Origin of the sequence: Scopulibacillus cellulosilyticus (genome assembly GCF_042665295.1) — a bacterium.
Taxonomy (GTDB): Bacteria; Bacillota; Bacilli; order Bacillales; family Sporolactobacillaceae; genus Scopulibacillus_A; species Scopulibacillus_A cellulosilyticus.
Map to the genome: position 1 here is coordinate 64,878 of NZ_JBHTCO010000013.1, position 25,292 is coordinate 90,169.

Annotated in this window: 19 protein-coding genes and 1 pseudogene; 4 read left to right on the top strand and 16 right to left on the bottom strand. The window is 40.6% G+C overall.

Annotation, left to right across the window (positions count from 1 at the left end; translation table 11 throughout):
* Positions 1-25: 25 nt before the first annotated feature.
* From ACFQRG_RS10945 to ACFQRG_RS10960, 4 genes are all read right to left on the bottom strand, one after another.
* The gene (locus tag ACFQRG_RS10945; RefSeq protein WP_380965971.1) at positions 26-766 is read right to left on the bottom strand and encodes an amino acid ABC transporter ATP-binding protein; all 741 of its coding nucleotides are present in this window, start codon (positions 764-766) and stop codon (positions 26-28) included.
* 15 nt (positions 767-781) lie between these two features.
* Positions 782-1,459, bottom strand: a complete 678-nt coding sequence (locus ACFQRG_RS10950) for an amino acid ABC transporter permease (protein ID WP_380965972.1) — start codon at positions 1,457-1,459, stop codon at positions 782-784.
* Between the two features lie 12 nt (positions 1,460-1,471).
* Positions 1,472-2,290 (bottom strand): amino acid ABC transporter substrate-binding protein, encoded by an 819-nt coding sequence (locus tag ACFQRG_RS10955; protein ID WP_380965973.1) that lies wholly within the window; start codon positions 2,288-2,290, stop codon positions 1,472-1,474.
* 412 nt (positions 2,291-2,702) lie between these two features.
* Positions 2,703-4,073 (bottom strand): sigma-54 interaction domain-containing protein, encoded by a 1,371-nt coding sequence (locus ACFQRG_RS10960; RefSeq protein WP_380966047.1) that lies wholly within the window; start codon positions 4,071-4,073, stop codon positions 2,703-2,705.
* Between the two features lie 417 nt (positions 4,074-4,490).
* On the opposite strand from ACFQRG_RS10960, the gene ACFQRG_RS10965 reads away from it, so the two are divergent.
* Positions 4,491-5,693, top strand: a complete 1,203-nt coding sequence (locus ACFQRG_RS10965) for an ornithine--oxo-acid transaminase (protein WP_380965974.1) — start codon at positions 4,491-4,493, stop codon at positions 5,691-5,693.
* Positions 5,694-5,875: 182 nt separating this feature from the next.
* Positions 5,876-6,784, top strand: coding sequence for an arginase (gene rocF / locus ACFQRG_RS10970; protein WP_380965976.1), 909 nt, complete (start codon positions 5,876-5,878; stop codon positions 6,782-6,784).
* A gap of 173 nt (positions 6,785-6,957) precedes the next feature.
* Here rocF and ACFQRG_RS10975 read toward each other — a convergent pair.
* A pseudogene (locus tag ACFQRG_RS10975) lies at positions 6,958-8,513 on the bottom strand (high affinity choline transporter 1).
* Positions 8,514-8,724: 211 nt separating this feature from the next.
* Positions 8,725-9,285, bottom strand: a complete 561-nt coding sequence (gene cudC / locus ACFQRG_RS10980) for a choline uptake/conversion transcriptional regulator CudC (RefSeq protein ID WP_380965977.1) — start codon at positions 9,283-9,285, stop codon at positions 8,725-8,727.
* Between the two features lie 394 nt (positions 9,286-9,679).
* On the opposite strand from cudC, the gene betB reads away from it, so the two are divergent.
* Positions 9,680-11,146: a betaine-aldehyde dehydrogenase gene (gene betB / locus ACFQRG_RS10985; RefSeq protein WP_380965978.1), complete on the top strand. Its 1,467-nt coding sequence runs from the start codon at positions 9,680-9,682 to the stop codon at positions 11,144-11,146.
* Between the two features lie 109 nt (positions 11,147-11,255).
* Entirely contained in the window at positions 11,256-12,467 is a 1,212-nt protein-coding gene (locus ACFQRG_RS10990) for an iron-containing alcohol dehydrogenase (RefSeq protein WP_380965979.1), read from the top strand.
* A gap of 65 nt (positions 12,468-12,532) precedes the next feature.
* Here ACFQRG_RS10990 and ACFQRG_RS10995 read toward each other — a convergent pair whose 3' ends face one another.
* The 10 genes from ACFQRG_RS10995 to ACFQRG_RS11040 form a co-directional block, all read right to left on the bottom strand.
* Positions 12,533-13,780 carry a Zn-dependent hydrolase gene (locus ACFQRG_RS10995; protein ID WP_380965980.1) on the bottom strand — a complete coding sequence of 416 codons (1,248 nt, stop codon included), beginning with the start codon at positions 13,778-13,780 and terminating at the stop codon, positions 12,533-12,535.
* Between the two features lie 78 nt (positions 13,781-13,858).
* Positions 13,859-15,400, bottom strand: coding sequence for an L-glutamate gamma-semialdehyde dehydrogenase (pruA, locus tag ACFQRG_RS11000; RefSeq protein ID WP_380965981.1), 1,542 nt, complete (start codon positions 15,398-15,400; stop codon positions 13,859-13,861).
* Between the two features lie 150 nt (positions 15,401-15,550).
* Positions 15,551-15,682, bottom strand: a complete 132-nt coding sequence (locus ACFQRG_RS11005; protein WP_380965982.1) for a YpzI family protein — start codon at positions 15,680-15,682, stop codon at positions 15,551-15,553.
* A gap of 104 nt (positions 15,683-15,786) precedes the next feature.
* A complete protein-coding gene (locus tag ACFQRG_RS11010; RefSeq protein WP_380965983.1) occupies positions 15,787-16,944 on the bottom strand; it encodes a CamS family sex pheromone protein in 1,158 nt (385 codons plus the stop codon).
* Positions 16,945-16,959: 15 nt separating this feature from the next.
* On the bottom strand, positions 16,960-18,960 hold the full coding sequence (gene ligA, locus ACFQRG_RS11015) for an NAD-dependent DNA ligase LigA (protein WP_380965984.1): 2,001 nt from the start codon (positions 18,958-18,960) through the stop codon (positions 16,960-16,962).
* 19 nt (positions 18,961-18,979) lie between these two features.
* Positions 18,980-21,193 carry a DNA helicase PcrA gene (gene pcrA, locus ACFQRG_RS11020; protein WP_380965985.1) on the bottom strand — a complete coding sequence of 738 codons (2,214 nt, stop codon included), beginning with the start codon at positions 21,191-21,193 and terminating at the stop codon, positions 18,980-18,982.
* A gap of 40 nt (positions 21,194-21,233) precedes the next feature.
* Entirely contained in the window at positions 21,234-21,935 is a 702-nt protein-coding gene (gene pcrB, locus ACFQRG_RS11025) for a heptaprenylglyceryl phosphate synthase (protein ID WP_380965986.1), read from the bottom strand.
* 141 nt (positions 21,936-22,076) lie between these two features.
* Positions 22,077-22,382, bottom strand: a complete 306-nt coding sequence (locus tag ACFQRG_RS11030; RefSeq protein ID WP_380965988.1) for a YerC/YecD family TrpR-related protein — start codon at positions 22,380-22,382, stop codon at positions 22,077-22,079.
* A gap of 171 nt (positions 22,383-22,553) precedes the next feature.
* Positions 22,554-24,287: an adenine deaminase C-terminal domain-containing protein gene (locus ACFQRG_RS11035; RefSeq protein ID WP_380965989.1), complete on the bottom strand. Its 1,734-nt coding sequence runs from the start codon at positions 24,285-24,287 to the stop codon at positions 22,554-22,556.
* 187 nt (positions 24,288-24,474) lie between these two features.
* The gene (locus tag ACFQRG_RS11040) at positions 24,475-25,188 is read right to left on the bottom strand and encodes a sulfite exporter TauE/SafE family protein (RefSeq protein ID WP_380965990.1); all 714 of its coding nucleotides are present in this window, start codon (positions 25,186-25,188) and stop codon (positions 24,475-24,477) included.
* Positions 25,189-25,292: the final 104 nt, after the last annotated feature.

The following is a 25,292-nucleotide window of genomic DNA, read 5'->3' on the forward strand; positions in this document are numbered from 1 at the left end:
ATGGCGGCCTGAAAGTATTTTAACCTTATTGTTCTATCCGGTTCAGGAATTGTTTTGTCCGTTCATGCCGAGTATGCTCAAAGACATCGTTAGGACTGCCATGTTCAACGATATTGCCATTATCGATAAAAATCACTTCGTCGGCAACATCGCGGGCGAAGCTCATCTCATGTGTCACAACAACCATTGTCATGCCTTCCTCTGATAAATCTTTCATGACTTTTAAGACGTCACTGACAAGTTCAGGGTCAAGCGCGGAAGTCGGTTCATCAAATAACAGCACTTCCGGGCCCATCGCCATCGCCCTGGCAATGCCGACCCGCTGTTGCTGTCCGCCTGAAAGCTGATGCGGATATTTATCCACATGATTGCTTAATCCGACTTTCTCAAGCAGTGCTAGGCCAGTTTCACGGGCTTCTTCTTTTGATTTTCCTTGGACAATAACCGGTCCTTCCATGACATTTTCTAAGGCTGTCTTATGAGGGAATAAATTATAAGACTGAAAAACCATGCCTGACTGCTTGCGAAAGCGTGTTTTTACTTTTTCATTTATTTTTTGCCCTTTAAAGGCCAATTTTTCCTTTCCGAGTTCAATCGTTCCGCTGTCAGGAATCTCAAGCAAATTTAAGCACCTTAAAAAAGTTGTTTTTCCCGATCCCGACGGCCCGATGATAACGGCTGTTGTCCCTTTATCAACATTTAAGCTAATATCTTTCAGAACCTCATGTTGATCAAACTTTTTAGATAAGTTCTCAATTCGAATCATAATGATTCACTCCTGTTATTTAGCCACATGCTTTTCAAAATGTTTTTCAACATAGCCTTGTAAATAGGTTAAGATGGTACAAAAAATAAGATATACGAATGCCACTTCGATATACATCCAGAGCGGCTCATAATTGACCGAAGCGATTTGCTGTCCTTCCCGGAATAATTCCGTCAAAGTGATGGTTGCGGCAAGCGATGTATCCTTAATTAAGCCGATAAATGAGTTGCCTAAAGGCGGAATAGATACGCGGGCAGCCTGCGGGATTATGATCCTTCTCATCGCTTGACGTTTTGTCATGCTGATAGAATAGGCCGCCTCCCATTGGCCTTTATCAATTGATTTAATCGCTGCACGAATAATTTCTGAATTATATGCCCCCATATTTAATGTAAAACCAATAACAGCTGCAACAAATGGACTGAGTGTAAGCCCTATGCTCGGCAGACCGTAGAAAAGGATAAATAATTGAACTAAAAGCGGTGTGCCGCGAAAAATCCAAACATAAAATCTTGCAATTAAATCAAGTAATCTAAAACGGGAAAGTCTGGCCATTGCAGTTAATAATCCTAAAATAAGACCAAGTATAAATGTAATTAATGTAAGCGGGATTGTAATCAGCAATCCCGCTTTAAGAATAGGCCAAAATGATGTAATTAATAAATGTATAACTGTGCTTGTACGATCGTCCATTGGGCATCCACCTTATTTAGAGACGTCTGTACCAAAATATTTTTTCGATATTTTTAAGTAAGTGCCGTCTTTCTTCATATCTGCTAAAGCTTTATTGACTTTTTTGACCAGCTCGCCGCTGTTCTTTCTGAACATCAACCCGTTTTGCGTGGCGTTATTAATTTTATCAACAACTTTGATTGGTACATCCGGGCGGCGCTTCTTCAAATCAAGGTAAGATAAATTATCATTGATCGTTCCATCAACACGATTAGATGTTAACAAGTCTACCGCATCGTTAAAGCCGTCAACAGATGTAATTTTTGCACCATGCTGTTTTGCAATTTTATACAAGTTGCTCGTCAGTGATTGTGCAAATGTTTTTCCCTTTATATCATTAAAGCTTTTAATTGTATGATTATCTTTACGAACGATTAACACTGCACGAGAAGCAATATATGGTGACGAAAAGTCATACTTTTGTTTTCTTTGGTTCGTAATGGCCACTTCATTAGCTACCATATCAAACCGTTTGTCATCAAGACCGGCGATCATGCCGTCCCACTTCGTTTCAACAAACTTCGGCTTAACACCTAACCGTTTGGCAACTTCTTTGGCAATATCAACATCAAAACCTGTAAGATTGCCGTTTTTATCATGATATGTAAACGGCGGGTATGTACCTTCTGTCCCGATGGTCAGCACGCCTTTGCTTTTTACTTGGTTGTATAAAGAACCTGAAGTATTATTCGTGCCTTTTTTTGATTGATCGGATTGTTTATTTGCAGTACCGCAAGCGGCTAGCATCGAGATTAATAAAATTGATACTAAGACCGTCATGACTTTTTTCAATTTAATCACTCCTAAATTTATTTTCTATAAAGTTGATGAGATTACTAGGAATTGTTTTTATTCTACTTATACCCTCATATTTAGTCAAGATTTTTTTAACATATTGTTTTTATATTTTTATCGTTCCTATTTATACCGATACTATGCAATTTTCATTAAAGAAAACTTGCCGATTGGCAAGCTTGAAAGGTGTAGACAAAGGCCGAGTACTCCAGAGCACAAGTCTCGCTGACTCACTGCGTTCGCAGTCTTGCTTTGTTGAACTTATACTTTATACCTAAAATTGGCCCTTACGCCGAATTATCAACATCACTGCCAATTTATACTTTCTTAAAGTGTGAATAAGCCTTTTTGCAATTGCAAAAAGGCTTTTTAATTAAACGTTTGTTTAAGTTCTTAAATAGCGTTTATTTTATATACCGAATTTTTTGAGGCGGTATTGAAGACTTTGCCTGCTTATACCGAGAACATCTGCTGTCCGTGAAATATTATGGCCGTTTTCTGAAAGAATTTGTTGGATATAAAGCTTCTCTACTTCATCAATTTTATCTTTTAATGCTTTTGAATCATGGTTTTTTTCAGATACTAGGTCAGCTCTGTTTGAAGGCATTTGTTCATTATTTATTTGTCTTTTTTTACGAATTCTCATCGGTAAATGAGTGTCTGTGATCAATTCTTCATCGACAATGAGATTCATTGTCCCTTCTATCAAATGTTCCAATTCCCTTACATTACCCGGCCAATCATGTTGGAAAAGAAGTTGTTTCACCTCACCGCTGACACCGGTTACATTCATTTGAAAAAGGGTATTATACTTTTCTATGAAATGTTCAACGAGCAGTTCAATATCTTCCTTTCTATCTTTTAACGGCGGAATAAACAAAGTAACAACGCTTAGCCGGTAGTATAAGTCTTTTCTTAGATGTCCGTTTGAAATAGCTTCAACAGGGTCCTCATTAATTGTAGCGATAATCCGGACATCAACTTCTTTATCTTTTGTATCGCCAACCCGTCTGACTGTTTTATCTTGGATGACTCTCAGCAATTTGGCCTGAAGTCCCGGGTTCAGCGAGTTGATTTCATCCAATAACAATGTGCCGCCATTGGCTTGTTCAAACAGCCCCGGACTATCCACAGCGCCTGTAAAAGCACCTTTTTTTGTACCAAACAGAAGGCTTTCTATTAAACTATCAGGAATCGCTGCGCAATTTTGTGAGATAAACGGCGCTTGAGACCGGTTGCTTCCGTTATGAATACTTTGGGCAAACAACTCTTTGCCAGTGCCTGTTTCGCCTACAAGCAATACGGATGAAGATGTTCTCGTCGCCCTTTTTGCTTCGTCAATGACCTCAGAAATAGCCTCACTTTCACCAATAATTTGGTCGAAAGTAAATTTAGTATTTCGCTTTTTCAGTACGTTTTCTTTAATTACACGTTCCAATTTTGTAACATCACTGGCAATCTCAACCGCCCATGTCTTACCGCTTTCTACTGTTATGGGAAAGGTGTTGTTAATGGTTGTAATTTCCTTGTCTCTATTATTATAGTATGTTTGTTTGACGTTTCTCGTTGCTTTTCCGTTCTTTAAGGCGTCAAGCAGTGTGCTGTCTGCATCATTTTCAAATTTAAAGACATCAAGTATATCTTTATCAAGTACATCATCACGATCCATTGCTTCGATTTCCGTCATTTTTTGGTTGTATACAATCGTCTTGCCTTCCTCGTTAATGACATGGATCCCGACGTCAATTTCATCCAGCAGTTTTTTATATAAATCATTCATATCGTTTAAAGTTTCAAGCGTTTTATTTATTGCCAAAAATAACCCTCCCTCTATATCATTAAAGAAAACTTGGCTGGCGCCAAGCCTTAAAATCGGTACGGCTTCTACTCAAATCTGCCCCTAAGGAGCAAAGATATACTTTTAGTTTAAACAAAATTTAGGCAAAACGCAAAAATAATTTGCACACTTTTCATTCCAAATCGCACCGTGCGCAAAACTAATTGGCACCTAAGCCCTTTTTAGCGGCTTTTTAAAGTTGGCATAAAAATTGCATAATAGAAAGTTGTAAAAAGCTTAATCTTTACTAAGTTTTTTTGGAAGCTGTTCAAAAAGCTTTTATTAAAAATACATTTAGCCCCCCAAGCTATGCTTTTTGAACAGCTATTTTTAATAAATCTTTATTTTGGAGGAATAAAAATGACAACATCGGCAATCACTTCAAAAGAAATTATTGATCAAACTTCCCGGTACGGTGCACATAACTATCATCCGCTTCCAATCGTCGTTTCAGAAGCAGACGGCGTTTGGGTTAAAGATCCTGAAGGCAAAAAATATATGGATATGTTAAGTGCTTATTCAGCTGTAAACCAAGGCCATAGACATCCAAAGATTATCCAAGCATTAAAAGATCAAGCAGATCGCGTGACTCTTACATCAAGAGCCTTTCATAATGACCAACTCGGCCCATGGTATGAAAAGGTGTCTAAATTAACAAATAAAGAAATGGTTCTGCCAATGAATACAGGCGCGGAAGCTGTTGAAACCGCTTTTAAAGCAGCGCGCCGCTGGGGATATGATAAGAAAGGCATAACCGCTGACCAAGCAGAAATCATCGCTTGCGAAGGAAACTTTCACGGCAGAACAATGACTGCTGTATCCCTTTCATCCGACGCTGAATATCAACGCGGATTCGGTCCGATGCTCCCGGGCATTAAGCTGATTCCTTACGGAGACATCGAAGCGTTAAAAGCAGCCATTACTCCGAATACAGCTGCGTTTTTAGTTGAACCTATTCAAGGTGAAGCCGGCATCGTCATTCCGCCTGAAGGCTTCTTGAAACAAGCTTCAGAGATATGTAAGGAAAATAACGTTCTATTTGTTGCGGACGAAATCCAAGCAGGCTTGGCTCGCTCTGGGAAAATGTTCGCCTGCGATTGGGAAGACGTTGAACCAGATGTCTATATTCTTGGCAAAGCACTCGGAGGCGGCGTCATGCCAATTTCTTGCGTAGCTGCAAATAAAGACATCCTTGGTGTTTTTGAACCCGGCTCCCACGGTTCGACATTCGGAGGCAACCCATTGGCTTGTGCTGTTTCAATTGCTGCGTTGGATGTTCTTATTGAAGAAAAACTTGCAGATCGTTCCCAAGAACTCGGAAATTACTTTCAAGATAAATTAAAAGAAATAAAAAACCCTGTCATTAAAGAAGTACGCGGAAAAGGACTGTTTATCGGAGTTGAATTAACTGAACCTGCCCGTCCTTATTGTGAGAAGCTGAAAGAAGAAGGTCTGCTCTGTAAAGAAACACATGACATGGTGATTCGCTTTGCACCGCCGCTCGTTATTTCTAAAGAAGAACTTGATTGGGCAATCGAGAAAATTCATAATGTATTATCATAATTGCTTATAACGTATAACTTACATCAGCAGGGGTTTTGTTCATCCCCTCACTGATGGTTAGGTTGAACTTATCAGGGTATTACTGTCCGTTATCTCCCGCTTAAACATCAATGATTTTTTGAAACGGAAGACTTTTGTCGGAAAATGATATACTTTAGAGATCAGATACGGAGTGGAGACAAATGCTTAAAGACATTTCAATTATCGGAGTACCAATGGATTTAGGCCAAGAACGCCGCGGCGTAGATATGGGGCCAAGCGCGATTCGTTATGCCGGAGTCACAGAAAGATTGGAAGCACTGGGTTATAACATTGAGGATTTAGGTGATATTGCTATTGCCCCCCGCAATACACGTGCAAAGCAGTCAAGCGGTGACGAACATTTAAAAAACTTAGATGAGGTGGCTGAAGCAAATAACAAGCTTGCTGATGCTATATCTCAAGTAATTGAAAAGAAACGGTTCCCTCTTATATTCGGAGGCGATCACAGCATTGCCATTGGTACATTGGCCGGTGTTACCAAGCCATATAAAAACCTTGGTGTGATTTGGTATGATGCACACGGAGATTTAAACACTGCTGAAACATCTCCCAGCGGTAACATTCATGGTATGCCACTTGCAGTAAGTTTAGGTTTGGGGCATCCTTCATTAACTGGCATCGGCGGCGATCAGCCTAAGGTTAAACCGGAAAATATCGTCATCATCGGCGCCCGTTCTTTAGATAAAGGCGAAAGAGAACTTATAAAAGAGAAAAACATCCGCGTCTACACGATGCATGAAATAGATCAATTCGGTATGACAAAGGTTATGAATGATGCCATTAATTATTTAAAGGAAAAAACTGATGGTGTCCATCTCAGCTTAGACCTTGATGGATTAGATCCAAGTGATGCCCCTGGCGTAGGAACACCGGTATTAGGGGGCATTTCATACAGAGAAAGCCATTTAGCAATGGAAATGCTTTCTGAGGCAGATATCTTAACATCAGCCGAGTTTGTTGAAGTAAATCCTATTTTAGACGATAAAAACAGAACAGCAGACGTCGCTGTTGCATTAATGGGTTCTTTATTCGGGGAAAAACTCTGTTAAATAATAATGAAGTGAAGGCATGCCAAGAAAGGCATGCCCAGCTTTATTAATGAATGACAAATATATCATACTATTATTTATCATCTATAATAATATTTTCTCAGCTGGAATTGGCATTGTAGCCGTTCCAGCTTCTTTTATGAGGCATGTCAAACAGGACATGCCTCAATTTTTCATCCTCTGTTGCCATTCAGATTACGAAGCGGCAGCGGCGGTGATATCCTTCGGGTTAAAAATGACACAACTATAATTGTTACAAATCCCGTGATCATTGAGAAAGTATGAAAAGGAAATAAAACTTCACCATGATCGACCATAGGATAAGGAAGGAATGGCGGTATGTGAAATGCCGGTTCTCCCCCGCCTAGCCGTAAAAATAACGATACTATAAAACCGGCTAACGATCCGTACCAATTCGCCCATTTGTAATAGAGAGCGCAAGTTAACTGCGGGAATAAAATGCTGTATACTAAGTCACTGGATAAATTCCAAAGTGTGTATACGCTCTCAACATTTAAAGCGATTAATGTGGCTGCCACACCAATTATGATAATAGATCGTCTAATAATCTTTTGAAGTTGTTTTGGACTTGCCTTAGGTTTTACCAGAGGACGGTACACATTCCAAGATGTCATACCGGATGCTGAAAGAAGGGATGCAGCTACAGCGCCATAACAGCTGCCGCCAAGCCGCCAAGTGCGATTGCACCGACAAAATCAGGAGTCATATACTTAAAAACATAAGGAAGTATCATTGACGCATTATCCGGAGCCGATGTACCCAGCGCTCCCCAATCTGCATGTGACCCGGCTATAGCTGCTAAAGCCGGCGGAACCGCTGCTATAAGGCAGATAAAACCGGCTAGTATCGATAACCACATCGCCACTTTTGGGCTCCGTGCGGAAAGCACGCGTTGAAAGTAAATTTGCCAAGTGATGCCGCCAAAAATAAGTAAAAAGGCATTATCCCACCAATGCCAATACATATTCCCCCAATTCGGATCCTTCCAGCCCATTAAAGGCGGGAATAGATTCATAGATTTATGCATCCCGGAAGTGTAATGACTGAACGATTGCCCAAGACCGCCGGCATGATAGAATGCAAACGGCAGAACAATAAGCAAGCCGATAAACATGATAATAATTTGCAATACATCGGTCTGTGCAACAGCCCAAAGACCGCCGACAACAGTGTAACCAACAGCCACTGCGGCTGATATAATAATAGACATTGTAAAATTAAAACCAAGTATAACCCCGAATGTTGTTCCAAGAGATGTTAAAATAGCCGCGCTCCAAAAAAGTTCACTAAATAAAGCTGGAAGATAAAGAAGTCCTGTCATCTTTTTCCCATACCGTGCTTCCAATGGATCCAACATTGTTGTAAATTCCATTTTACGCATTTTTCTGGCAAAGAAAATACCGCCAATCATTAAACTCAATGCATAACACCAAGGCGCTTGAGTCCATACCAGACCTTGACTATAAACAGTTTCGGCTGTACCGACAATATAGCCGCCTCCAAGCCATGTTGCAGCCATTGTAAACACGGAAATCCAAAGCGGCATTGATCTGCCTGCAACAAGCATATCATCTGCCTGCCCTTTTCTTTTTGAAACCGATTTGGCACCTATGTAGTAAAAAAGGCAATATAAAACCAGCATTAAAACCAAACCCGGCCAGTAAATTTTGCTTTTTGTAAACAGTGAATAAACGAGAGTAACAGCCATAAAAGCAATAAAGCCAACGATTGAAGTCTTTAATGGCGTCCAAAAGGTCGTCTGATTGTTTGTCTTAACAGAAGGTTTCGTATTCAAATTACTCAAATTTAAGTCACATCCCTTAAAGATCGTTTTTGAAATTGGCCTAATGTTCTAAACAAGAAAAAAATAGGGGGACATACGAAGGACAGACTCCGTATGTTTTTATTCAAAAATTAACCTAAGGCTCAATTTCATCCGGTTTAACGGGAAGAAACTTAAAGATTTCTTCAGATTCGATTGAACTGACAAGTTGTTCAAGCCAGTGATAGTACACTTTTGATTCTTCTAACTGATTGAAATCCATTTCTGCCTCCTTTTTAATGTCCTCTTCAATGTCGGATGCATCAAGCACCTTTTTTAACTGGTTTTCCGCTGAAGCAATGGCTTCAAGATTTAAATTAACCTCACGCATCCATTTTTTACAGAAAAACTTAATAAATGAACGGAAAAAGTTTTTCTCTGCCATGTACATATCTTTACGTGAACCTTTTTGCCAAACTTTTTGCACCATATGAATGTCCTGTAATTTTCTCACTGAAGTGCTCATGCTCGGCTTGCTCATTCCAAGGTCATCCTTCATTTCATCAAGTGTCATCGGATGATGCTTGAAATACATCGTACCGTACAGCCTGCCAATCGAGGGCGTAACGCCGTATAAATCCATCGTTTCGGCAATAGCATTAATAACAATTTCCCGCGCCTCTTCAATCAGTGCCTGCGGCTCTTTATCTTCTTGCATGGCAGTCAACCTCCTTTTTATAAAGTGAAACTTCCATCAGTGGGAGTTTTGTTTATCCCCCCATTGATGGTTAGTTGAACTTATCGGGGTGTTATCGTCCGTTATCTCCCGCCTAAACTTCAGGGCTTTAACTCAAGTTTTGAGACGGGAGTTTTACGTACGGTTGCACCGGGATAAAAACTGTTTTATTTATTCAATTTGTTAAATATAAATTTAACGGATATAAGACACTATAACGTATTTAAAAAGAATGTCAAATGCATGGATAAACAAATTTAATACTCTTGAACGGGGTTTACAACAGTAAATGACTGTGTTACATTCGAATTGTTCAATACGTTAAAAAAATATTTAACAAACTTAACGGAATGATCGGGGAGGGAGAGACAACCATATGAAAAAGATGTTCATAAACGGAGAATGGGTTGAAGCCCGCTCTGGACAAACGCGAGAGATTATTAACCCATACAACCAAGAAGTCATTGCGGTTGCAGCTGAAGGAAATGCGGAAGACGCGAAGCTCGCCGTCACTGCAGCCCGCCAGGCGTTTGATCAAGGTGATTGGCGGCGTACACCCGCTCATGAGCGCGGTCAATATGTTAATAAAATTGCTGAATTGATCGAAAGAGACAAAGAAGAACTGGCTGAATTAGAAACGCTTGATACTGGAAAAACGATTGTTGAAAGCCGGGCCGATATGGATGACATTGCTAATGTATTCCGATACTTTGCCGGCCTTGCCGATAAGGACGGCGGCGAAATGATTGCCTCGCCAATTGCCGACAGTACAAGTAAAGTCGTTCGTGAACCGATTGGTGTCTGCGGTCAAATAACTCCGTGGAACTACCCTTTGCTGCAAGCCTCTTGGAAGATTGCTCCCGCTCTCGCTGCAGGAAACACGATTGTTATCAAACCAAGTGAAATCACGCCGTTAACAACAGTTAAGGTAACAGAGCTTATGGAGGAAATCGGCTTTCCAAAGGGTGTTGTCAATCTTGTGCTCGGTGAAGGGGCTACTGTCGGTCAGGAACTCGCTGAAAATAAAGATGTTGATTTCATTTCATTTACCGGCGGTATCGAAACGGGTAAAAAAATTATGTGTGCTGCCTCAGGGAACGTTAAAAAAATTGCGCTTGAATTAGGCGGCAAAAATCCAAATATCGTCTTTGCCGATGCTGATTTTGAAACGGCTGTTGATCAAGCATTAAATGCTGTTTATTTCCATGCAGGGCAAGTCTGTTCTGCCGGCGCACGGCTGCTTTTAGAAGATGACATTCATGATAAATTTGTTGAATCACTTATAGAACGTGTTGGAAGAATTAAGCTTGGCAACGGCTTTGATGAAGAAACACAATCAGGTCCGTTAATTTCTGCTGAGCATCGTTCTAAAGTCGAAAAGTTTGTTGAAATCGGCATCAAAGAAGGCGCAAAACTCGTCATCGGCGGAAAACGTCCGGACGACCCGGCATTACAAAAGGGATTCTTTTATTTGCCAACAATTTTTACAGATTGTTCATCAAATATGCGTATTGTTCAGGAAGAAGTGTTTGGGCCTGTACTGACGATTGAACGTTTTAAAAGTGAACAAGAGGTCGTCCAGCTTGCTAATGATTCCATTTACGGGCTTGCCGGCGCTGTATGGACAAACGACGCCGCTAAAGCTGAACGGGTTGCCGCAGAACTTAGAATGGGAACCGTCTGGATTAATGATTTCCACCCTTATTTTGCTCAGGCGCCATGGGGCGGTTATAAGCAATCAGGCATCGGCAGGGAGCTCGGTAAACTCGGATTAGAAGAATATACTGAAGTCAAACATGTCTACCGCAATCTTAAACCAGAACCTGTGAATTGGTTTAAATAAAGAAAGCTTGCTAATTGGCTGCCCTCAAAAGGCGCTGATAATCACAACTTGAAAAAGCTTCTGTACTGCTTTAATAACATATAAAAAAATTTTCGGGGAGGAAAAAAATATGAGTTTAAACATGCGTATTGAAAATATGGCCAAATTCCATACCTTTGAAATTCCGACTGTGATCAAACATGGCATCGGAGCTATTAAACATCTTGGGGATGAAGTAAAGAAACTTGGCGTAACCAGAGTCATGCTTGTGACAGATCCTGGTATTTATAACGCTGGTGTAACTAAACCTGTTGAAGAGTCTCTTAAAAAAGCAGGAATTGACATTGTGTTATTTAATAAAGTTGAAGGTAATCCTCCTGTTCGAATTGTCAATGAAGGATCAAACACTTTTATTGAAAACAACTGTGACGGTCTGGTTGCTGTCGGCGGCGGCAGCTCCATGGATACAGCAAAAGCTGTCGGTGTAGAAGTCGTTCATGGTGAATCCGTCCTTGAATATGAAGCAGCTGAAGGGAAAAAGCCGCTTTCAAAACGAATTCCGCCTTTAACTACTGTGCCGACAACAGCCGGTACAGGATCAGAAGTGACTCAATGGGCGGTCATTACCGATGAAGACCGGGAATTCAAATTTAACACCGGCGGTCCGTTAATTGCGGCACATTTAACGATCATTGATCCGGAATTACATACATCAATGCCGCCGCATGTTACAGCAATGACAGGCATTGATGCTCTGTCCCACGCTATCGAGTGTTACACGATGCACTACGCTCAACCGATTACCGATGCTGTAGCTCTGCTTGCCATCGAGTATGTTGCTAAATACTTACACCGGGCCTATGCCAATGGGCAAGACCTTGAAGCACGTTACGGTATGTCACAAGCTGCCATGTTAGCTGGTCTTTCTTACGGCAGTGAATCCGCAGGGGCAGCGCATGCAATGGCTCAAACGCTTGGAGGAATCATTCCGGTTGCCCATGGGCAATGCGTAGCAGCAATGCTCGGTCCCGTTATGGAATACAACTGGAAAGGCCATCCCGAGAAATTTGCCAGAATCGCCAAAGCCCTTGGTGTGAAAACTGACAACATGTCCACAGAAGAAGCCGCTAAAGCAGCTGTTCTCGAAGTTTATAAACTAGTAGAAGAAATGGATATTCCATCGCTTGAAGAGCAAGGAGTTCCAAAAGACATGATTCCCCGTCTTGCTAAAGAAGCCATGAAGGATCCGCAAACCGTCGGCAATCCTCGCGATTTAAATGAAGAAGCATACAAATGGATTTATGAACGCTGCTTTGATCTTACTCCGTTAACAATTAAATAATTCTATTAGCCCTCCATACTTAAAGCCTCGCATCTATTTGCGAGGCTTTATCCACATTATTCACATTATCCACAACTTTTTGGGGTCTGACCCCCGGCAAGTTGCAAAACTGTATGGTATAAAACATTTGCGCCGTCTTTGCAATCTTCTTCGGTGCTCCATTCTTCAGGGTTATGGCTGATACCGTTTTGTGAGCGGACAAAGATCATGCCGATTGGACAAAAGTCTTTAAATTGCATGCCATCATGCCCTGCTCCGCTAGGCAATGTAAATATTTCTTTTCCTGTTTTTACAAAAGCTTCTTCGATAGATTGTTGAATGGACGCTGAACAAGGTGAAGGCGGAACTCTTTGCAATGTACTTATTTCTAGTTCAATGTCCCTTTCTTTACAAACTTGGCAGGCATAAGAAGTAATCGCTTGTTCAATCTTGTCCCTTGTATCTTCATGAATATCACGTAAATCCAATGAAAATTCTATTTGACTTGGGATGACATTAAACCCGCCCGGTTTAACGGCTATTTTTCCGATTGTTGCAACAGCAGTCGGGTATTTTTTTGTCTCTTCTTCGATATATTTTATAATTTGCGCAGCTGGTATAACCGGATCCCTTCGTATATCCATTGGCGTAGCGCCCGCATGGCCGGCTTCGCCTTTTAATGTCCATTTCAGCCATACTGGTCCTGCAATGCCGGATACGATACCAACAGGTAAATTGTGATTCTCAAGTACTTTACCTTGTTCAATATGAAGTTCAATATAAGCTTTAATACTATTGCCAACTCTTGCTGAATCAGCAATCTTGTCAGGATCCAGCCCGTCTTTTCGCATTGCTTCCCGGATTGTAACACCGTCTTCATCAACGTGCTGCAAGTCTTCTTGTTGCAGTGTCCCGGCAAAACCCCGGCTGCCAATCATCCCAAAGCCAAATCTTGACCCTTCTTCATCAGTAAAGGCAATAACTTCAATGGGATGAACAGTTTTAATGCCTTGTTCATTCATCGTTTGGCAGACCTCGATCCCTGACAGGACACCAAGCGGACCATCGAAGTCACCGCCATTTGGCACTGAGTCAATATGGGAACCTATAACAACAGTTTGGGCATCCGGCCGGGATCCTTCCTTTCTCCCTATTAAGTTTCCAACGGTGTCTTCTCTTACCTCAAGGCCTGCTTCTTTCATAAATGAAGATACTAATGCCTTTGCTTGTTTAGTTTCTTCTGTAAAAGAAAAACGTGTGACACCGCCTTTTTCCTGCCTTCCTACTTTGGACAATTCAGAAATCCTATGCCATAATCGTTTTTGGTTAATCAAACATATCTCCCTCATTTCCCGAATTTATAAAAACTAGGGTGCCCCATAATCATGAGGCACCCAATTCTATAATAATTATTATAATTTTTCAGTATATGTTTTCGCTTCAAGGAAGTTTTGCAGATAGTCAGGACCGCCTGCTTTTGCATCAGTACCAGACATTTTGAATCCGCCAAATGGTTGATAACCGACAACAGAGCCAGTGCATCCGCGGTTGATGTAGAGGTTGCCTACGTGGAAGTCGCGGTGCGCTCTTGCAATATGCTCGCGGTTTCTGGTAATTACAGAACCTGTAAGCGCATAGTCTGTGTTATTAGCAACGTCTAAAGCTTCATCAAAATCTTTAACTTTACTGAAAGCAACAACCGGGCCAAAGATTTCTTCTTTCATGAGACGAGCTTCCGGGCTAAGGTCAGCAACAATCGTTGGTTGAATATAGAATCCCTTAGATTCATCAACTTCACCGCCGAAAACGACCTTGCCTTCTTGTTTGCCAATTTCAATGTAGCTTGCAATTTTATCAAAGGCTGCTTTATCAATAACAGGTCCCATATAGTTTTCGTCTTTTGGTTCGCCGACAGTCAAGCCTTCAGCAATCTCCACGGAACGCTTAAGCACTTCATCGTAAACATCTTCATGAATAACAGCACGGGAACAAGCGGAACATTTTTGGCCGGCATAACCGAAAGCTGCATAGACGATTGATTCAGCAGCTAATTCAAGATCAGCGTCTTTATCAACAACGATAGTATCTTTTCCGCCCATTTCAGCAACGACACGTTTCAACCAAACTTGGCCGTCTTGTACTTTTGCAGCACGTTCATAGATTCGTGTACCTACATCGCGTGAACCAGTGAAGCTGACAAAGCGGGTTTTTGGATGATCAACAAGATAATCGCCTACTTCGCTACCGCTGCCAGGAATGTAGTTAACAACGCCTGCCGGAAGACCTGCTTCTTCAAGAACTTCCATAAATTTAGCAGCAATAACAGGTGTGTTGCTTGCCGGTTTCAAAAGAACAGTGTTGCCGGTTACAACAGCGGATACAGTCATACCGCACATGATTGCAAGCGGGAAGTTCCATGGCGGAATAACGACGCCAACGCCCATTGGTTTGTAGTACATTTCATTATGTTCGCCTTCTTCAGCTAAGCACTCATAGCCTTTGTCGAGTCTTAGCATTTGACGACCGTAGAATTCCATAAAGTCGATGGCTTCCGCAACATCGCCGTCTGCTTCAGCCCATGGTTTACCGCCTTCATAAACCATCCATGCAGAAAATTCATGCTTGCGGCGGCGAACAATTGCAGCTGCTCTGAAGAGAATGTCAGCTCGTAATCTGGCAGGCCATTTTCTCCATGTTTCAAAGGTTTCAAGTGCAGTTTGCATTGCTTTTTCCGCAAGTTCTTTATTCGCTTTAGAAACAACACCAATCACTTGGTCCTTTTTACCAGGATTGATGGAAGTAATTTTTTCGTCAGTTGAAATATGTTCTCCACCGATAATTAGGTCATACTTCTTGCCTAATTCGGATTCTACTTTTTTAAGTGCCTCCTGAAATGCTTTTTTGTTTTCTTCTTTTGAGAAGTCTGTTAGTGCTTCATGTTTATAAGGTACCATGTTGTAAAGCCTCCCTGATTAAGCGTTTTCATTTAGCCCCTTGTCTATTGTAACTGAAAAGTTGGACGAATTCAATTACAATTAATTTAATAGTTTTGTAAATCTAAAAAAGAAAAAAAGGGGGCTTTCCCCCTTTTTATTTTAAAAAACTTATTGATTTCTTTTCCTTGCCTCTTCCGGTCCTTCTAATTTGGTTGCGCCATCATAATGAAGAGCCTGATCACGATCGGATTCAACCCTTCTTGATTTCTTAAGCTTTTTTTCTTGACGATCTCTTCCCAAAGTAAAACCTCCTTTCTTTTTTATTATGAGATAGGCCTTGGATATTCATGCTTTATTTCTGGAAAATAAAAAACTCGCAGGCCGGTGGCTTGCGAGTTTTTTCATTATTGATGATATACATGAACAAACGGTTTATCCATATCAGGATTCTTCACAATAATCGATTCCGGCTGTTCATTGGATTTTATATAAATTTGTACAGGAATGCTGCGGTCGAATGGGAATTTACTTTGGAGAAGCGATGCGACGTATTGGGTAAACCCGACTATCTCCGTCTTATCATAAAATTTAAGGTTAATATTAAAGGTTAAGTTGCTAAGCTCGTTGTCTTTATAATAGCCTTCTCCTGTAATCCCGATAAAATTATCAAAGTAATTTTGAACATCTGATTTAAATTTATCAAAGCTTTGTTCGTCTTCTTTATGCTTGTCGCCAGCTGATACAGACGGGAACAGGGCATATTTTTGATTGACTGTTTGCCATCCGCCGATATTTGAATTTCCTTGTCCTACATAAGCCTTATCAAAGAAATAACCCGGTACTAATGAATCCGGCGATGCTTCAAGATATAAAGTGACGAATATCGGCACATTCTTTAAATTTTTATTTTGGCGGACTCTCTGTACCACTTTTTGTGCATAATTTTTGGCATCTGCTTTGACTTTACTCGTATCTAAGTCTACATCAACGTCATAAGTTTGCCCTTTACTGTCCATGACTTTGTCTTGATAAACAGAGTTAAAGGAGATGGCAAGTGAGATACCGCCAAGTTTGTACTTGTTGTCAGATTCCTTTGTTAAATAATCTTGTTCAAGGACGTAACTTAATTCTTTCGGACTGTTCATAGCCTGTTCTTGAACATTGCTGCCTTTACCTAACGGCGGGTTCAGCCCATTAGGGGTTTTCTTGCTTTTCCTTCCAAGCATGCCGTCGATTTCGTTTTCGCTTAGAAAACGTCCTTCCTGAAAAGCATATTTATCAGGACTGAAATGTTCTTTAGAAAGACTCATTAAGCCCATTTCCATTTCATCAATATCCTTGCGGTTAGTAACACCATAACCGATATAACCACGTGTTTGACTTGGCGTTTTTGAATGAATGGTTTGATAATCTTTACTGTTGTCTTGCGGTATAACTGTTACTTTTTCCTTGTCGCCCTTAGTGTTATTTTTAATTACTTTATTATTACTATCGTCATTTGAGGAACAGCTTGCCAAAACTAACAAGCAGCTTAAAATGACCAGTCCCAACCACTTTTTCATTTTGCTTTACACTCCTCATCCTTCTAACGCATCCAATAACTGCTCTTCATCCCAAACTTCAACGCCAAGATCTCTAGCCTTTGTTAATTTAGATCCTGCATCAGCACCCGCGATGACAATATCTGTATTGCTGCTGACACTGCCTGTCACTTTACCGCCGCGCTTTTCAATCTCTTCTTTCGCTTCATTTCTTGAAAGTTTTTCAAGTTTTCCCGTCAGCACAATTGTTTTATTGCTAAAAGGTGAATTTTCATCAGTTTCAGTTGGATCCGGGCCGTTATATCGCATATTTAAGCCATATTGTTTTAATTCATTAATAAGCTTAATGACATCTTCATTTTGGAAATAAGTTAGAATAGCATCAGCCATTTTTTCGCCGACTTCATTAATTGCTATTAAATCCTCAAAGGAAGCTGCCATTAGATTATCCATAGTTTTAAAGTTTTGCGCCAGCAGTTTGGCTGCTTTGGCACCGACATGGCGAATACCCAAGCCAAATAACAAATGCTCTAATGAATTTTCCTTAGAAGCATTAATAGCATCCAACAAATTATTAACTGACTTGTCTCCCATTCTCTCCATTTGAATTAAATCTTCATATTGTAAATGGTAGAGGTCAGCTACATCCTCAATCAGAGCGTTCTTAAACAGTTGGGTAATGACCTTCTCTCCCAAACCGTCAATATTCATAGCGTTTCGGGAAACGAAGTGAATAAGGCCTTCCCTAATCTGAGCCGGACATTTCGGGTTAATGCAGCGGAGCGCAACTTCTCCTTCAATACGTACAAGCTCACTGTTACATTCCGGGCAATGAGCCGGCATTGAATAAGGTTCCTCTTTTCCTGTCCGCTGCTCTGTCAGTACATTAACGACTTCCGGTATAATATCTCCGGCTTTTTTTATAACAACTTGGTCGCCTATTCTTAAATCTTTTTCTCGAATTAAATCTTCGTTATGAAGGGAGGCTCTTTTGACCGTTGTTCCCGCAACACTTACGGGCGTGAGCAAGGCTGTCGGGGTAATCACACCGGTACGCCCGACGCTGACCTCAATCCCTTCAAGCTTAGTAACGACTTCTTCAGCCGGAAACTTATAAGCGATCGACCAGCGCGGACTTTTTGCCGTTGTACCCAGCTGTTGCTGCTGACTAATATTATCAACCTTTATAACGATGCCATCAATCTCATACGGAAGCTCGGGACGCTTTTCAGTCCACTCTTCAATGTAGGCGAACACTTCTTCAATTGACTCGCAGCGGCGCCACTTCGGGTTTGTTTTTAAACCAAGCGCCTGAATTCTTTCAAGTCCTTGGCTATGTGATTCAATGGTCTCCCCTTGAAACTCGCCTATGCCATATAGAAAAATATCCAATTGCCGTTCTGCAGCAATTTTAGGATCTAATTGGCGAAGCGACCCTGCCGCAGCGTTGCGGGGGTTTGCAAACGGTTCTTCGCCATTTTCTTCACGTTTCTTATTTAATGCTTCAAATGATCGCTTAGGCATGTAAGCCTCACCGCGGACTTCAATTGTTACAGGTTCCTTTAATTTCAGCGGAATGGAGCGGATTGTTTTGAGATTACTCGTGATATCCTCGCCAATGGTGCCATTGCCGCGTGTCGCGCCAAGAACAAACTTGCCATTTTCATAAGAAAGAGACACAGCCAGTCCATCAAATTTTAATTCACAAACATATTGAACATTATCGCCCGCGCCTTGGCGGACCCTGCGGTCAAATTCCCTTAAGTCTTGCTCATTAAAAGCATTAGCAAGACTCATCATTGGGATGCGGTGCTGTACTTTTGTAAAACCTTTCAACGGTTCGCCGCCTATCCTCTGGGTCGGCGAATCAGGTGTGATGAATTCCGGGTTTTCTTTCTCAAGGTGAATCAGTTCCTGAAGCAGCCGGTCATATTCCGAGTCGGGAACACTTGGTCTATCCAAGACATAGTATTCATAACTATATTGATCTAAAAGCTCTCTTAAAGAATCAATTTTCTTTTCAACGTTCTCGTCCAAGTTTTTCACTCCTTACCGGTTACTTCACTTTTTCTATTGGGGCAAACGATGCCAACAAGCGTTTCATGCCGACTGGCTTTGGAAAAGCGATATCCAGTTCCATGCTGTCCCCTGCGCCTTTAATACTGACAACGGTTCCTTTCCCCCACTTCTTGTGAAGGACCTGATCACCAACCTGCCAATCAGATGGTGAGTTGACATTTTGCTTCTTTAAAAACGGCTTGCTTGACTTCGGTGCCATCGTCCGTTGGCCAAACCCGCCGCCAGATGACTTAAAAGCGGTTGGCTGAGGTGTTTTATTTGTAACTAATTCGTCGGGGATTTCCGCGATAAATCTAGAGACAGGGTTAGTATTCGTACGTCCAAACAAAGTTCTCATTCTGGCATTTGTTAAAAACAATGCCTTCTCAGCCCGTGTTATACCAACATAAGCTAAACGGCGTTCTTCTTCCATTTCTTCTTCTTCATCCAGCGCCCTTATATGAGGGAAAATCCCTTCTTCCAACCCGATTAAAAAGACAACAGGGAATTCCAATCCTTTCGCTGAGTGCAGCGTCATTAACGTTACTGCATCATCGTTTTGATTGTCTTCTTCGTCTTTATCAATATCGGAATCCAGCGCAAGCTCCGTTAAGAAGGCAACAAGTGATTTATCATCATTATTTTTCTCAAAATCTTGTGTGACTGATAAAAATTCATCAATATTTTCTAAGCGGCTTGTCGCTTCGATTGTTTTTTCTTCTTTTAATGCGTCTCTGTATCCTGTCTTATCTAATACCTCTTCAACAAGTTCTGTGACAGATAAATATTCCTGCATCTTCGACCAATTAAGGATTTGTTCGCCAAATTCACTTAACGCGCCGGCCGCCCGCCTTGATACGTTCGTCTGTTCTACTTCTTGAATGGCTTGCATAAGCGATAAATCATGAGCCAATGCATAATCAGCCAGTTTGTCCATTGACGTAGCGCCAATGCCCCTTTTTGGTTCGTTAACAACACGAGCTAAGCTGATATCATCGTCAGGATTTGTGATGAGTCTTAAATAAGCTAAAATATCTTTAATTTCCTTACGATCATAGAATTTAATGCTGCCAACCATCCGATAAGGGATATTCGACTTCATTAAGGTTTCCTCAATGACACGGCTTTGAGCATTCGTCCGGTACAAGACGGCCATATCAGAATAACGAAAGCCTTCCTTATTTAATTCGCTCATTTTTCCGGCCACAAAATAGCCTTCTTCTTGTTCCGTTCCGCCTTGAAAGTATTCAATAAATTGGCCGTCATCATTGTCGGTCCATAAATTCTTCGCCCTTCTGCCATGGTTATTCTTAATGACATGGTTAGCGGCTTGCAGTATCCGCTTCGTTGAACGATAATTTTGCTCAAGTAAGATAACCTTGGCATCCGGATAGTCTTCTTCAAAGGATAGGATGTTTTTAATATCCGCGCCGCGCCAACGATAAATCGATTGATCCGAGTCACCGACAACACATAAATTTTTAAAACGGTCGGCTAACATATTGACAAGGACATATTGGGCACGGTTGGTATCTTGATATTCATCCACATGAATATACTGAAACTTTTTCTGATAATAGCTCAAAGTTTCAGGCACTCGTTTGAATAAGTGAATTGTTGTCATAATCAGATCGTCAAAATCGAGGGATTGATTTTTTAATAGACGCTTTTCATATTCAACATAAACATCTCTAACAATCTCTTCGTACGGACCCTTAGCCGTTTTCTTAAAATCATCGGCTGTCTTCAATTCGTTCTTAGCCGAACTGATTGTTCCGAGAATGCTCCTCGGCGTGAATTTTTTCGGATCGACATTCTTTTCCTTTAAGATTTGTTTGATAACAGATAGCTGGTCTGTCGTGTCAAGAATAGAAAAATTACGATTGATACCAATTCTGTCGATATCACGCCGTAAAATCCTTACACACATTGAGTGGAATGTCGATACCCAAATATCTTCTGCCAACGGCCCGGTTAAATCGGAAATCCGCTTCTGCATTTCTTTCGCCGCTTTATTTGTAAATGTAATCGCCAAAACATTCCACGGTGCTACTTGCTTTTCAATTAACAGATAAGCAATCCTGTGGGTTAACACGCGGGTTTTCCCGCTTCCGGCACCCGCCATAATCAATAGCGGGCCTTCTGAATGCTTAACAGCTGCCTTTTGTTCAGGATTTAATCCTTCCAAAAGCTGGTCTACTATGTCTTGCATTATTTCACCGCCCTATTAAAGGTTGTTCAAAAATCTAAATCTAGTCGCCGTTCTTTACTTTTTTGACTGCCCGAACGGTCCTAAGCGCCTCTTTAAGATTATCATAGACAGCATTTCCTACAATAACCGTATCAGCAAATTGAGCCATTTCTTCTGCCTGCTTTTTATGATGGATGCCGCCGCCGTAAAAGAACTTTGTCTCTTTTAATTGGCTTCGCACTTTCTTTACAATGTCAATGTTTCCGTATTGCCCGCTGTACTCCAGATAAAAGACAGGGAGCTTAAACATCTTCTCAGCCATCATTGCGTAGGCCGATACATCATCTATAGAAAGATTCGTTTGTGCTTCGGTTAATTGCGCCGCTTTAGCATCCGGATTTAAAATGCAATAACCTTCAACGACAACTTCATCCCAGTTAATCGTCTCTCCAAATGCCTTAACAGCCTCATGATGTTTGCCGACAATCCAATCCGAATCGCCCGTATTTAATACCGTTGGGATAAAGTAATAATCAAATCCCGGTGTTACAGCATCAAGATTAGATATTTCTAAAGCACAATCGACAGCAAATTGCCTTATGCGGCTAAGCAGGTACAATGTATTATCCAACGTTACACCGTCAGTACCGCCAACGATGACCGCATCGGTGCCCGATTCACAAATTTTCTCAATAGCATCATCGCCGATCGGCCGATTAGGATCTAATTTAAATGCATGCTGCCACTCTTTATAAGTTTCCATGCTTTATTTTCCTCCTAAAATACATTTCTAAGAGGATGTCCAAAAGGTAAAGGAGTATCATTTACCCTGTTTTTGAACGTACTCTAAAAGATTATTATAACAACAAAAAATGGACGCATAAAGCGCCCAAATATAAATTGATTATTCTTCCTTTTTATCTTTATGAATCCGTTCAAGTGTCATCTGATAGCCATCATTCCCATAATTGATGCAGCGCTTAACGCGGGAAATGGTTGCAGTGCTTGCTCCAGTGTCTTCTTCGATACGGTGATAAGTAAAACCTTCCATTAACATGCGTGCCACTTCTAACCTTTGAGCAAGTGATTGAATTTCACCCATCGTGCATAAATCATCAAAAAACTGATAGCATTCTTCAAGATCTTTAAGTGAAAGGATCGCATTGAATAATTGATCAAGAGTTTGACCTCTTAATTTATCTATTTGCATTTTTATCTAACTCCTTTTCATGAAACTTTATCTTGAACCTCTATGACCCGGGACTCTATCTTTGTTTCGAAAAAAGGGTAATCCCTATGTAATCGTCCACCCTTCTTCATTATTATATAAACATTATTGCGATTTTGTCTATTAATGTATTAGTCCATAAAAGTCACATATTTAATTAAGGGGTTTTGAAGGAACAATTACTTTTCTTCTCATAACATCAAACATCCCGAGCTGTGTGACGCGAATATAAGGCAAATGGGTCGATGAGAAAAATAGAAAGCTGTAAATTGGATCCTCAAACTTATAGCCTCTGCTCCTTAACTCAGTCATGAATTGCTTTTGCTCTTCAATTAATGTCTCCATAGGTTTGGATGACATTTTACCGCCGACAGACAGCTCCATACTCATGATCTCTTTTCCATTTTCCACAAGAACGAATCCGCCTTTTATTTGCTTCATCTTTTGAAAAGCTTTGATCATATCCGATTTGCTTCGTCCGATTAATATAAAGTCGCCTGTACTGGAAAAACTGCTGGCCAAACCCGAGACATTGTCGGCAAAGCCTTTTACAAAGGTGTTCATTACCCATTGTCCATGACGGTCAATTAATGTTAAATAACTGACACCGTCAGGAAGCTCATTTTCTTTTGGAAGATTTTCAAGTTCAAAAGGCTTAGTGATAACCGCATTTATCATTTCTAAGCCTATCGTTTCAGTTGCCTCAAGCATACTTTCTTGGAGATCCCAATTAATTTCCAGGGGTTCAAATGCTTCTTTTAATGAAAATTGCGCTTCAAAGGGATAACATGGATCATTATTCTTCTTCACCCACTCACCTTTTGCAATCACACCGTCCGGATTAGGAGACTTTGGAGATGCTAAAATGTTAATATGCGCAACCCTTCCAGGTGCAATATGACCAAGAATATCATCCATGTTGTAGTGATTGCTGACGTTCGATGAAGCCATCATATAGGCATCAATCTCGGGCACGCCTTGTTCTAATGCAATTTCCACGCAGCGATCCATAACACCTTCATCATAAAAGGCTGGTGTCATCCCATCAGTGTTCATATATGCATGATCAAAATTTGTAATGCCTTCCTCAATCATTTCTTTTAAAATTACCGGTAAATCCGGACGTATCGAAGAATACCGCAGCGATGTTGTATATCCAAGTCTCAGCCTTCTTATCGCTTCCTCACCTGTCATTGCTTCATGGTCGCAATCAACGCCTAAAAGTTTCATTTGTGTGAGCGTCTTTTCAGAGGCTCCCGGCAGATGTCCTTCCACCGGTTTTCCTAATTGCTTCGTTTCTTGCATCCATTGCAAAATTTGATTATCGCCATAAAGGACTTGCGGCCAGCTTGTCAGTTCACCGCCTTGTATAACCGATGGGTGATTTATCCAATTCCGAACGCGCCCGTCAGAAATTTGATCTTCTAAAAGCTCTGTTTGCAAATCATACCGGCACCACCAGTATAAAGATACCGGAAGCTTATCTAATTGATTAATAATTTCAAAGCTTTTTTCGTCTGAAAAACTTTGATAGAAAACTTGGTTATCACATATTAACGTCGTCGTTCCATGCTTAGCAGCATAAGCTGAGAGCGTCTCAGGATGGTAGAGCTGAAACGGATGAACATGCGGTTCGATATAACCCGGGACTAGATAGTACCCTTCGCAGTCAATAACTTCAATCCCTTCCAAGTCTAACGGTACGCGGCTGCCGACATAGACAATCCGATCTTGATATATCCATATATTCGCTTGTTCCCAGCGTTTTAAATAACTATTTAAATAAGTGCCATTTAAAAGTACCTTAGTGGGCTGAACTTCCCCTTTGACTACCGCTGCATGAGTTCTTAACTGATCAATGCTCCATAGTTTACGATGAACAACCATTGTTAAAACCTCTTTTCCAGAACTTTGCTGCTAAAGTAATTAATTGACTGAATAAATATAATATCAACAAAATTAAAACGCTTACATAACCTTATAATCATTATTTTACCATACATTCGCAAAGTAAATAACTAAAGCGGTTATTTTTAGCTTTTGAAAAAAACGGGAAGAATGCGCTTCCCGTTTTTTAAATACTTGTAACTAACAAATAGAGCCCTGTAAAAAGAAGTATAATGTATGTAATCATTTTGAACGCTTTTTGACTAATCCATTTAAATAAAAAAAGTCCCAGTAATATGCCCACCATTAGCGGCGGAATTGCAATCATTGATGAAATCCAAACTTCTTGACTTGTGCCATCAAAAAATATTTGCATCACTAAGCTGACAAAATATACAAATAGATAATATGCTAAAGTCGTGCTGCGAAGTGTTTCCTTTGCAGTTCCAACGCCTGCAAAATAAACCAGCAAAGGAGGACCCGGCACCCCTATGCTTGTTGTTAATAAACCTGAAATACCGCCGGTTAAAAGATCCCTGTTCGTTGCCCGTTGAATGGTCAGTTTTAAAATTAACAGTACAGTCGAAATAATGATAAGTGCGCCGACCGTTATTTTTAACCATTGAACATCTAAATAGAGATATATAAAAATTCCAAGAATTAATCCTAATATGCTTCCTTTAATCAGTCTCCATAATAAGTCTTTGTCTATTTCGTTTCTTATTTTATAAATCATGCAGCCCGAAATACAAAGGGAAAGGATAATATTAATTTGTATGGCTGTATGAGCCGGATAAAGCAAAAACAAAAAAGGTGTGCCAATAATAGAAAAACCGTAACCCGTGCTTGTTTGCAGAAAGGCTGCTGCAAGAACAATCAAAACAAGTATGATCCAATCCATAATGCACATCACTTTCATAAGTTATTTGTTGATTATTAATATAATTATATAATTTTAATGCAGCCTCGAAAACTAAATCAGTGAAAGTCGCTCATAAAAAAATC